Origin of the sequence: Paraburkholderia silviterrae, from assembly GCF_004353915.1 — a bacterium.
GTDB classification, from domain to species: Bacteria; Pseudomonadota; Gammaproteobacteria; order Burkholderiales; family Burkholderiaceae; genus Paraburkholderia; species Paraburkholderia silviterrae.
Genome location: NZ_SMRP01000064.1, coordinates 1 through 10,410 on the forward strand (window position 1 = coordinate 1; position 10,410 = coordinate 10,410).

Genomic DNA, 10,410 nt, shown 5'->3' on the forward strand with positions numbered 1-10,410 from the left:
ATTCGCGTCGCAAATTCCCGATCCGGCATGGAAGATCAAGCCTGTGTTCTACATGGTCGCGAAGGCGGACAAGATCATCAACCCGGACCTCGAGCGCATGTACGCGAAGCGCGCTCACGCCAAAACGGTGGAAGTCGATGGCGCCAGCCATTCGGTTTATGAGTCTCATCCGAAGGAAGTTGCTGCGCTGATCGAGCAGGCGGCTCAGCAAGAAGGGCAGTGACGAGGTCGCATGGCCGTCTCTAGCGCTCACGCAATGAGCCGGCCAGCATGCTCCAGCCAATATTGCGGGTCGACTACGAAGGGGGAGAGCGCGGGACGGCCTGCGTTGGCGTTCATGACCTCGATCCTGACTTTGTCGCGTTGCTTGATGAACATCGACGGCCGGACTGCCTGCCGCAGTCTGTGCTCCGCGTGAATGTCATCGACCCTGATATGAGGGACTGTGACGATCTTCCGAATGTGCCTGGCGGCTATCAAATTCTGGCGGACGGGCTTCGATTCAGTCCGCGTTTTCCCTTCGAATCGGGCGTTCGCTATCGTGCGAATTTTGATCCCTGGCCGCTCTCATCGCTTCACTGGTGCTGGGTCCGCGGGGAGAGCTGATCGTCGGCGAGGTTGTCCGCTTTCATGCGCGCGAGGGCCTCGTAGACCCCGAGCGGATGTATGCGGACGACCGGGCATATCGGCCAGCCTGCAAGAACGTGGGCACCTTCGCCTCCCGCTCTGATCGACGCACAGTGGTCTGCCGGGTAGCCTCGTGAGCTGAAGGGGCGACGCGGACATGACGCTCGCGTAAGGTACCGATTGATGCATGCTTCGACTCGTAGAAATCGCATGATTCAGCTGACGAAACTTTGGCGTGAGATGTACAAAATAGGGCGTCTTGGGTCAAGTGGCTCCGGCGACATTGCGATGGAATAGATCCCGGAGAATACGCATCGACCAGCGTCGATGCCGATTCTAGAAAAATTTGAATCGGAGACACTTTCCATGAACGTAGAAGTCGCACGAGCCCTCAATGGTGTTTGCGCAATTGAAACGGTGCATATCAGCGGACAATCCACGCCGTGGCTCCCCTTTTCTCGCAGCAACGACACGATCCACCTCAAATATTTCAGGATCAACACTGTCACAGGCGAAGTGGTCCTGCTGATGAAGGCGGCCAAAGGCGAAGGCGCGCATATCCATCGCCATACCGGCACGGTGATGGCCTGCACGCTCAACGGCCGCTGGAAATATGACCAGCACGGCTGCATCGCAGAAGCTGACGACTTCGTGTTCGAGCCCTCGGCGTCACGCTGACGGGGATCGCGCAACTCGACCCACCTGCGGCCGACTGATCGGATGATGAACCATGGTCGTTCCTTTATACAGCCGCCCCTCTCAAGGTCGTCAATGGTGGCGGCGCGCCGGTCAATCCGGCGGTCATCAAGCAGGCCGTTCTCATTTCGGGTTGCTCGCGTCTGGCGCACGTGCGCCGAGCGCACCTGCTCGGGATATTGTGGTGCGGATATACGGGGTGTCGCTGACACTCTACGACGGAAATGTTGGCCTGCGAACGATGCGGCAGACTACTCGACGATGATCTTGACAACGTTTGACGACGCACCTGGCATGTAAAAGAGAATTGCACCTTCTTGCATCGAGAAGTCGCTTTATAGCGACAAGATTACATGCATATTTATCCAAATTAATACGGAGTACAGAATGAACAATCGAAAAAATGTTCACTCGATAAAGATTGCGTCTGCCATCACAGTGGCCGGTCTGATGGGTTCATCCGGCGCTGTTCATGCGCAAAGTAGCGTGGCGCTGTATGGTGTCGTCGACGGTTCCCTGCTTTACACAAGCCACACGCTGAACATGTCTACAGGTCAGAATGAAGGCCACCAGTTCTCGTTTTCCGACAGTGGCATGACCGGCTCGAATTTTGGCATGCGGGGCGCCGAGGACCTGGGCGGCGGACTTCGCGCGACGTTCACCCTCGAAAGTGGCGTGAGCATTGCCAATGGGCAGTTCGGGAACTCCAACGGTAACGTGTTCGGCAGGCAGGCATGGGTGGGCATCGACAGCTCTTACGGCTCGGTCAAGGCAGGCCTGCAGTATTCGCCGTTCTTCCTCTCGCTTTTCGACACGGACCCCCGGGGCATGTCGTACTTCGGCAGTGGGCTCGTTAGCTATGTCGACAACGTCGTTGTGACCGGACTGTTCAACAGCAACTCGATTACCTATACATCACCGGAAATAGCCGGCATTCAGGCTTCAGGCCTGTTCGCGCCAGGTGGCACGCCGGGTGACTTCCAGGCCGGGCGCCAGTATTCCGCGGGTTTGCGCTATCACCTGGGCGGATTAACGATCAGCGGCGCGTTGTATAGCGGCAACGCGGGCGGCAGTGCGGCCTCAACGCCCATCCCCAGCACCGTGGAATTCGTGGGGCGTACGTTAGGTGCGAGCTACCGCTTCCAGAATGACCTCACTATTTCGGCGTCCTATACGTTGTATAAGGTCGCGGGCTCGTTCGACAATAGCGTGTACGCTGGCGGCTTCAGCTACTTCGTGCTGCCTTACCTGGACGTGAACGCGGGTGTGTACTACACGCGTGACGGCAACGAAGGCGCCAACCATTCGATTATGGCATCGAGCGGCGTGCAGTTCTTCCTTTCGAAACGCACGACGCTTTACGGCCAGGTGGGCTACGTCAACAACCACGGCCGAATGAATATGGGCTTGTCGATCAATAACGCGCTTTACGAGGTGGCCGGTTCAACGGTGGGCGCGAGTTTTGGTCTGCGCCATATGTTCTAGGAGACGGGGTAGCCGCGAATTCGCTTCCACGCCAGACGCCAGGCAAACGCCTGGAGCACCTTTGCGACGCAATGTTGACTCCCCTGTGCACGAAATGAGGCGGTGCGATTTCGATATATCGGCAGGCGCACCGTACCTTCGCGAGCTGCTCGGGTTGGTTGACCGGCCAGTCCCTTTGCGGAACGAGCCGGATGCGCGCGCCGTTGGCGCCGCCGCGCTTGTCCGAGCCGCGGAAGGTCGACGCCGAGGCCCAGGCGGTCGACACCAGCTCCGCGACGGATAGCCCCGTCGCAATGAGCCGGACCTGAGCCCGTCAGGAGCCTGCGTGCGCCCTCAGGCTCTTGACGAATCCGGCCAGTTCGCTGTTTCCCGCGTCCGTAATGGCCCAGTAGTTCATCCGTCCATCGGTCCAGTGGGCGATATGGTAGCCCTGCAGTTCATGAACCCCGGGACTCTCTCCCGCGTCGTTGCCGGGCCACACGTAGAGATTGATCGCGTGAAGCTTGTAGCGGTACACCATGACCGCCACGGTGCGTCCGTCGAGATAGTCGAGCCGCCCGCCAACGAGGGGATAGCCATCCTGCGCCAGGTTCAGTACGGGCGGTGCAAAATCGATCTTTCCTTCGAACCATGGCTTGACCGTATGTCGATCCGTGGAGATGACATCAATAAGGTGATTCAGTTGTAGCGAGCGCACATGGTTGTCGACGAGCTCCTGACTGAGCCGGACGTCGGCAGAGGGAGTCGCCAGATAAAGCATCCCGCTCCACATGAGCGCCGCAACGCTGATGACCATTGCACCAGCGGGAGCCCAGCTTGACCTCCGGCCTTCTTTCCACGACGGCAGCCAGTGCGCAAGACGCTGGAAAAGGGACTTGCGCGGATGAAGCTGGGCCTTGATGCGCGCTCGCAGTTCGTCTGGCGCGGTGAACTGGAGGTTGGACGTCTTCAATAGCGAGCTCACCCGCTGCTGCGACTCAAGCGCACGCTGACACTCGGCACACCCGGAAAGATGATGCTCAAACTCTACCGTTTCACTAAGGGTGAGCTCGTTGTCGATGTAACCCGGTAGTAATTCGAACGCTTTCTCGTGATCCATCATGCCTCCTGGCCCATTCTTGCAAGGATCGAGGCAAGCTGTTGACGCCCCCGTCCAAGACGGGACATGACCGTGCCCATTGGAATGCCGACTATGCCCGCAATCTCCTTGTAGGACAGTTCCTCGATCTCCCGCAGCACGATGATCTCCCGATGCTCGAGGCTCAGCATGCTCAGCGCCTTGTTCACCTGCTTGCGGTTCTGATCGCGCATGACCAGAACCTCAGGACTTTCGATCCCTCCGTCGCCTGGCTCCGGTACATATGCGTCTTCCTCGAATACCTGCGATTCGGCGGCCCGGGCCTTGTTCTGCTGATACCACGTGTAGAACGCATTGCGCACGATAGTCAGCAGCCAGGCGCGTGCATCCACGCCCTGGAAGCTGTCAATAAACCGGAATGCCTTGACGTACGCTTCCTGCACGACATCCTGTGCATCCTGGTCGTTGTGGGTCAGCCATCTCGCGACGCTGTACGCGGAATTCATGTGAGGTATTACCAGGGTTTCAAAGCGCCTGATAGTAGTCAGATCGTTCATTCTGGACCCGAATTGTCGCTGTGTCGCATCCGTGCCCGTCGAGATGTTTAACCGTCGGTGCACAACTTTTATTCCGCACACGCGTTGAGCAAAGCGCGTTTCCGACTCGCTCGCCACCACACACTCGAACCGCAAGCTCCAGAGGAATGCCGGACATGTCAGTCTGGCACTCATTATATAGGCTGGCACCAGGATTTACTCCGGTTTCCGACAGCAATACCGGAGAGTGGGCCCGTTTATTCCAACGATGTGCCGCGTTCGGTGTACGAAGTTCGGCTCCACGCGTCCGTTGTTCGTGCTGATGCATTGGGTACGAGCTGCGACTTCTGATCGACCTGATGCCGTTGACCTGCCCAGCAGCTCGCTGCGCGATGCGATCGCCAATGCATCGTTTTTTTTCTGCGCCCGCGGCAGCTTTGGGAATAAGTGGCACCCGCTCCCGGTATACCGTAGCGTGAGCAAGCCTGATTGCGACTGCAGCGTTTCAGCCCTCTCACTTTAAAGCGAGCAGAGAGAAGGGCGCCACAGTGTCCAACGTTCTGGATCACTGGAATTTGGGCGTAGCCACTACGACGCACGTAATCCGATGGAAACCGGTTGAGTTCTTCACGCGCTTTACGATGCAGCATCAACCACCTCATGTCATTTAAATTGGAGTCCAAAGTGAATAAGCGAACCGTGATTGTCTCCCTGATTCTTTTCGCCGGAGCGGGCGTTGCAATCAACGCACAGGCTCAAGAAATGACCCGGGCGCAAGTGCGTCAGGAGTTGATTGACGCCGAACACAACGGTCTGAATTTCGTGAGCGACACATCCTATCCTGACGTCGCGCCAATCTTTGAACAGCAAGTCGCCAGGCTCAAGCAGCAAAACAGCGGCAGTGGCATGGGCGCTCCAATGACAGGTACGAGCGATGCCGGCAACATCAAACGGGATGCGTCTCCTTCAGAGCGGTCGACCTGCGTCGGACCTGTCAGCTTCTGCACGCGTTACTTCGGCTCTTGAGCCATACGTCATCGTGCTTCACGTGTTCCCCGGCAAACCGGGTTCCTTGTGGAAAGGAGTCAAGATCATGAAAAATCTCGCCCTGCTGGCATTGACGCTTGGTGCGCTCGTCAGCTCCAACGTGACTTTTGCGCAGTCCGCGTCCGTGCCGCTCACCCGAGCGCAGGTACGCGCCGATCTCATCAGGCTCGAACAGGCCGGATACAATCCGTCGGCTAACGACGACGTGACCTATCCTGCCGATATCCAGGCGGCGGAGGCCAAGGTCGCCGCCCGGGACGCTGAACAGCAAGCCGCGACGCCCCGGCAGCAAAACGGCGATAGTGGCATGGGTCCGGCAATGACAGGCACGAGCGACGCGGGCCATATGAATAAAGAGGCGTCTCCCTCCGATTCGTCGACCTGCGTTGGGCCGGTCAGTTTCTGCACGCTTTATTTCGGGTCTTGAGCCATACGCCACCGGGCTTCGCGAGTTTACCGGTGATCCGGCGCTATAACGATTCATTGCGCTAGCCAGCTTATACGCGGTACCACTTGCCAAGACGAACGTGTCCACACTCACTGCGTCAGCGCCACTGCAATTCCGGGCGCTGGCGTTTTGTGACCACGCGTCGGTTCGTACGCGCGATGCCGTCGGGTATATTCCGCGCGTGCTACGTTTGAGGGAAAATACTAAAATTACTGTTGGCGCTTCGCGGCCCGCATATGAATTCCCTCTCGCAGTGAACCGTCTCAATTGACTTCTCGTATATAGAATGCAAGGTTACCTACCAAGTGTCGTGTTGACGGGAGCTGCCCCCTTACTCGAGGCACTTGGCGTCCAGGCCGAGTTGATCGCGACTGGAGCGGATTTGCCGGAGCTTGCGCTCCGTTCCACTGATGTGCCGATCCGCGGCGCACAGGTGCTTCGCTTCCTTTCGCTCGCTGCTGAAGTTACACGCTGCCGGGACTTTGGGCTGAGGCTCTCCGAGTATCAGGGCCTGGCGGTACTGGGGCCGATACTTGTCATGATGCAGGGCATGCGCACCATCGGGGAAGCCATGGAGACGCTTGCCGAGTTCTATGTGCTGCATACGTCGATGTCATCTGTGCGGGCTGTGCGAGACGAACAGGGGATGGTCTTGACTTACGACCTTGAGAATGCGGCCGGGCCCGGAGAAGTTCAGGCAATTGAACTGGGGCTGGCCAACGGTATGCGATATTTGCGCACTATCTGTGGTACGGACTGGCAGCCGGCCGTTGTGCAGTTTCGTCATGCTGCGCCTGCGGACTGCACTATGCACTGGCGTACGTTCGGATCATCCCTGAGATTCGACCAGGACAGAAATGCGATTGTTTTGGACCACGATACGGTGAGGCGCCCGATTACGCATTTTCGCCGTAATGCACATCGTGTGCTCGAAGCACATTTGCGGCGAGAAAGGGCACAAATTGAGGCACTCTGGGTGGTGCGCACGCAAGCGGTGATCCGCGCACTTTTGCCGTTCACGGACAGTTCGTTGAGTGCGATTGCACGAGCGCTCGCCATTTCCCCGCGGACCCTGCAACGTCGCCTCTCGGAAGCTGGGACGAGCTTCGATGAAATTCGGGAAGAGGTTCGCGAAGACCTCGCGGTCAAGTATGTGCAGCAATCCAACCTGCCTCTTGCGGAGATATCCGAAATGCTCGGTTATTCCCAGCAAAGTGCCTTTAGCCGTGCATTCAAACGACTGCGGGGCATGACGCCCCGACAGTTGCGCGCCAAGTGCCGCGGGACCGACGGCGAACACACTGACGAATAGCGATATCCTGGCTGGCAGTTCAAGCCGCGACGAACGCGGGGTCCAGGAAGTCAGGGTCAGGATACCGATAGAACCCACGCCCCGTTGACTCTCCGAGATAGCCTGTCTCGATGAAATGCGTCTTCACGTAATCCGCAATGCGCTGATGTGTGGAATCGCCTGTGCGCTCGGCGAGTGCACGGGTGACGTTGTACACGGTCGTCATGCCGATTCCGTCGAGAATGCCGAAAGGTCCGATGCGATCTCCCTTCGCAATCATCCATGCCTTGTCGATCGTTTGCATGTCGGCGACATCATTGACAAGCAGACCGAGAGCAGCCAATAGCATCGGAATAAGCATGGCATTCAGCAGGTAACCCGGTTGCTCCTTGCGCAGCGGTAAAGGCACCATGCCAATACGGCTGGCAAACTGGACCACGCGCTTGAATACGACGGGGTCGGTGCCCGGATGCCCCATGATTTCCGCGATGTTGTGCTTCCAGACATCGTGGGCGAAATGCAGGGTCAGCAGGCGCTCGGGTTGGTCCGTGAAGCTGACGAGCTGGCTTGGCACCAGCGTCGACGAGTTGGTCGCGAAGATGGTGTCGGCCGGCGCAAGGGCGGAGAGCGTGCGGTAGAACGACTGCTTGATTGCGAGATCTTCGGGGATGGCTTCAATGACAAGGTCCGCGTGTATGGCGGCCGAGCCGAGGTCGATATTGCCCACGATGCGTGCCCGCGCTGCTTCGATTTGTTCGCGTGTGGCACCGATCTGCGCAGCGTAAATATGTCCAAGTTCATCGAATCTGGCGTTCGCGCGATCGAGGCAGCCGGTGTCGACATCGTAGGCGATAACGTCGACGCCGGAGAAGGCGCATTGAAAGGCGATCTGGGCGCCGAGTACGCCGGTGCCGGCCACCATGACGCGAGTGATCGGCTGGCTATCGTTCAGGGAGTAAGAAGACATGAATAGCGGGTGCTGTGTGTGGTGTATCGCGAATACGGCGGTCTTTTGCCGATGCAGGAATTCATGCTAACGATGAGGATGCCAAATGGTCGAGCAGCATCGGGACAATCCGGTCCGGTGATTCTTCCGGGAGCCAGTGACTTGCGCCCTCGAGGATCTCAAGGCGATAAGGCCCGTCGACGAAATCACCCGTGAGTTGCGCGGCTTCACGGCCCAATGCCCGGTCTTCGGTGCCCCATATGTAGAGCGTCGGCACGGCAACGCGACCGGCGGGATAACAGAGATCGTCGGGCAGCGCTCGATACCAGTTCAACGTCGCGGACAGCGCGCCCGGCTCGCCAAGACGCCGCACGTTCTCGTCGACGAGCGAAGGTGGAACGCGCCCCAGGTATGCGGCCCTCAATGCGGCAGCGCCGTCTGCCAGCAGGCGTTGTTCCGCGACACCGCCAGGCAGACGAAAATTGCGCACGTAGTTCAATCGCTGGTGTTGTTCGTCGTCTCGCATGGCTAGTTGCAGCGCCAATGGATGCGGCGTTGCCAGCACGGAGAGCGAGCGCAAGCGGTGCGGGTGCCTGGAGGCGAGCCCCCAGGCGACCAGGCCGCCCCAGTCGTGCGCAATCAGGTGGAACTGTGCTGCGCCGATTTGATCGGCGAAGGCAAGCGCGTCCGATTCAAGATGAGTGGCAGTGTAGGACGCAATATCCATGGGACGAGCGCGCTGGGAATACCCTCGCTGATCCACGGCGATCGCGCGGTAGCCTGCTGCTGCAAGCGCGGTCAGAATTTCGCACCAACAGTCGGCGAATTCTGGCCACCCATGCAGCAAGAGGACGCATTCCCCGCCTTGCGGACCCGCAGCCAGCGCTGTGTAGGTATGCGGCCCACAGGTCAGCGTCAGGGTCTCAATGGGCCAGGCCGGTGCGCAGGAGGCAAGGCGGGTCATAGACGTAACCTCTGTGACAAGAAGCGTCGTTTAGCGGCTGCCCTGGCAGCCGATCAGATCAACTTCAGGCAGCCCATGGCGCTTGCAGTAGGCCTGGTAGCGGTTCAAAGCGGTACGCCAGGTCTCGACGTGCGTGACATTGCCCTGTTCATCCAGGAAGTGGAGTTCTCCGGTCGACACGACGAGCGCCGTGCCGTTGTCGTCGTCGGACAGATTTGTGAACGAGTGCGACGACTCCGAGGGCTCGAACACGAAGTCGCCAGCTTCAGCGATCCAGCCGTGCTGGTCATATTTCCAGCGGCCGCTGAGCGTGTAGACCATCACCGTGCCGGTATGGCGATGGATATGCGCGCCTTCGCCTTTCGCTGCCTTCATGAGCAGGACCACTTCACCCGTGACAGGGTTGATCCTGAAATATTTGAGGTGGATCTTGTCGTTGATGGGAGCAAAGGGGAGCCAGGGCGTGGATTTTCCGCTGATATGCACGGTGTCAATTGCGGCAACATCATTGAGGGCTTGTGCGACTTCTGCGTTCATGGAAAGTGTCTCCGGTAGGGATGAGAACAGGACTGGCATCCATGCAGGCCGATGCGCAATCTCAGGTGTCTATTCCATCGCAATTTCGCCGCCGGGACTTGACCCGCGCCGCCCAAATTTGTACTTTACGCGCCAGTTTTGCCTCTGGCCAGAAGATCAATAAATAGGATATCTAACAAAAAACAGTGTCGGCTGGCCGTCAACGCATGCATGTGAATTTCGTACGAGTCGCCGGCATCCGGCAGGAATCCGGGCAACGATGCGCTCGCGGCCATGGCTCGCCTGAATCGACCTACTGCACCGTGATGGTCGCCTTCATGTACGGATGGATGCCGCAATTCACGTTGTACACGCCCGGCTTGTCGAACTTGAACTGATACGTGTCGTTCTGGTCGAGCGCGGCGGAGTGGAATATGCCCGCGTCGTTGACGACCGAATGCGGCTCGCCATCCATGTTTTTCCAGGTCACCGTCGTGCCGGTCTTGACGGTGAGGGACATCGGCGAAAACATGAAATTCTTGATGACAATCTCATTGGGGTCCTGAGCATGCGCGGCAGGCGACCCGATGGCCAATGCTGTCGTGAGCAGGGCGCTCCCGAGGGAAAGGGTGAGCGCACGACGAAAGAAAGGGGATGGCATGGCTTGGCTCCGTATTGGATGATGAATTTCGCAGTCAGGCGAGCGTCGTGTCGGAAAGCGTCGCGGCAAGCGGATGGCGCGAGATCCTGATGCTCGTCACGCCAAGCATCTTTGG

Annotated in this window: 12 protein-coding genes; 6 read left to right on the forward strand and 6 right to left on the reverse strand. The window is 58.6% G+C overall.

What is annotated here, in order from left to right:
- The 3 genes from EYW47_RS40295 to EYW47_RS40315 form a co-directional block, all read left to right on the forward strand.
- A partial coding sequence (locus EYW47_RS40295) for an alpha/beta fold hydrolase (protein WP_133200368.1) occupies positions 1-223 on the forward strand: 223 nt, incomplete at its 5' end.
- A gap of 770 nt (positions 224-993) precedes the next feature.
- On the forward strand, positions 994-1,305 hold the full coding sequence (locus EYW47_RS40305; RefSeq protein ID WP_133200369.1) for a cupin domain-containing protein: 312 nt from the start codon (positions 994-996) through the stop codon (positions 1,303-1,305).
- A gap of 405 nt (positions 1,306-1,710) precedes the next feature.
- On the forward strand, positions 1,711-2,808 hold the full coding sequence (locus tag EYW47_RS40315) for a porin (protein ID WP_240764144.1): 1,098 nt from the start codon (positions 1,711-1,713) through the stop codon (positions 2,806-2,808).
- Positions 2,809-3,121: 313 nt separating this feature from the next.
- Here EYW47_RS40315 and EYW47_RS40320 read toward each other — a convergent pair whose 3' ends face one another.
- Positions 3,122-3,907: an anti-sigma factor family protein gene (locus tag EYW47_RS40320; protein ID WP_133200370.1), complete on the reverse strand. Its 786-nt coding sequence runs from the start codon at positions 3,905-3,907 to the stop codon at positions 3,122-3,124.
- Entirely contained in the window at positions 3,907-4,443 is a 537-nt protein-coding gene (locus tag EYW47_RS40325) for a sigma-70 family RNA polymerase sigma factor (protein ID WP_133200371.1), read from the reverse strand. The genes EYW47_RS40320 and EYW47_RS40325 overlap by 1 nt, the downstream gene beginning before the upstream one ends.
- A 663-nt stretch (positions 4,444-5,106) precedes the next feature.
- On the opposite strand from EYW47_RS40325, the gene EYW47_RS40330 reads away from it, so the two are divergent.
- The 3 genes from EYW47_RS40330 to EYW47_RS40340 all read left to right on the forward strand — a co-directional run bounded on the left by EYW47_RS40330 (position 5,107) and on the right by EYW47_RS40340 (position 7,229).
- Positions 5,107-5,448 (forward strand): DUF4148 domain-containing protein, encoded by a 342-nt coding sequence (locus EYW47_RS40330; protein WP_240764145.1) that lies wholly within the window; start codon positions 5,107-5,109, stop codon positions 5,446-5,448.
- A 67-nt stretch (positions 5,449-5,515) separates the two neighbouring features.
- A complete protein-coding gene (locus EYW47_RS40335; protein ID WP_133200373.1) occupies positions 5,516-5,896 on the forward strand; it encodes a DUF4148 domain-containing protein in 381 nt (126 codons plus the stop codon).
- 307 nt (positions 5,897-6,203) lie between these two features.
- On the forward strand, positions 6,204-7,229 hold the full coding sequence (locus tag EYW47_RS40340; protein ID WP_133200374.1) for an AraC family transcriptional regulator: 1,026 nt from the start codon (positions 6,204-6,206) through the stop codon (positions 7,227-7,229).
- Positions 7,230-7,248: 19 nt separating this feature from the next.
- Here the strand turns inward: EYW47_RS40340 and EYW47_RS40345 are convergent, their stop codons facing one another.
- The 4 genes from EYW47_RS40345 to EYW47_RS40360 form a co-directional block, all read right to left on the reverse strand.
- Positions 7,249-8,175, reverse strand: coding sequence for a 3-hydroxyacyl-CoA dehydrogenase (locus EYW47_RS40345; protein WP_133200375.1), 927 nt, complete (start codon positions 8,173-8,175; stop codon positions 7,249-7,251).
- Positions 8,176-8,236: 61 nt separating this feature from the next.
- The gene (locus tag EYW47_RS40350) at positions 8,237-9,118 is read right to left on the reverse strand and encodes an alpha/beta fold hydrolase (RefSeq protein ID WP_133200376.1); all 882 of its coding nucleotides are present in this window, start codon (positions 9,116-9,118) and stop codon (positions 8,237-8,239) included.
- Positions 9,119-9,148: 30 nt separating this feature from the next.
- Complete coding sequence (locus tag EYW47_RS40355) at positions 9,149-9,655, reverse strand: 2,4'-dihydroxyacetophenone dioxygenase family protein (RefSeq protein ID WP_165976821.1); 507 nt, start codon at positions 9,653-9,655, stop codon at positions 9,149-9,151.
- A gap of 292 nt (positions 9,656-9,947) precedes the next feature.
- On the reverse strand, positions 9,948-10,295 hold the full coding sequence (locus tag EYW47_RS40360; RefSeq protein WP_133200378.1) for a cupredoxin domain-containing protein: 348 nt from the start codon (positions 10,293-10,295) through the stop codon (positions 9,948-9,950).
- Positions 10,296-10,410 lie beyond the last annotated feature (115 nt).

Bases quoted from the DNA above. Each gene is read 5' to 3' on its own strand.
- EYW47_RS40305 (WP_133200369.1), top strand. From the start codon at position 994: ATGAACGTAGAAGTCGCACGAGCCCTCAATGGTGTTTGCGCAATTGAA.
- EYW47_RS40315 (WP_240764144.1), top strand. From the start codon at position 1,711: ATGAACAATCGAAAAAATGTTCACTCGATAAAGATTGCGTCTGCCATC.
- EYW47_RS40320 (WP_133200370.1), bottom strand. From the start codon at position 3,907: ATGGATCACGAGAAAGCGTTCGAATTACTACCGGGTTACATCGACAAC.
- EYW47_RS40325 (WP_133200371.1), bottom strand. From the start codon at position 4,443: ATGAACGATCTGACTACTATCAGGCGCTTTGAAACCCTGGTAATACCT.
- EYW47_RS40335 (WP_133200373.1), top strand. From the start codon at position 5,516: ATGAAAAATCTCGCCCTGCTGGCATTGACGCTTGGTGCGCTCGTCAGC.
- EYW47_RS40340 (WP_133200374.1), top strand. From the start codon at position 6,204: ATGCAAGGTTACCTACCAAGTGTCGTGTTGACGGGAGCTGCCCCCTTA.
- EYW47_RS40345 (WP_133200375.1), bottom strand. From the start codon at position 8,175: ATGTCTTCTTACTCCCTGAACGATAGCCAGCCGATCACTCGCGTCATG.
- EYW47_RS40350 (WP_133200376.1), bottom strand. From the start codon at position 9,118: ATGACCCGCCTTGCCTCCTGCGCACCGGCCTGGCCCATTGAGACCCTG.
- EYW47_RS40355 (WP_165976821.1), bottom strand. From the start codon at position 9,655: ATGAACGCAGAAGTCGCACAAGCCCTCAATGATGTTGCCGCAATTGAC.
- EYW47_RS40360 (WP_133200378.1), bottom strand. From the start codon at position 10,295: ATGCCATCCCCTTTCTTTCGTCGTGCGCTCACCCTTTCCCTCGGGAGC.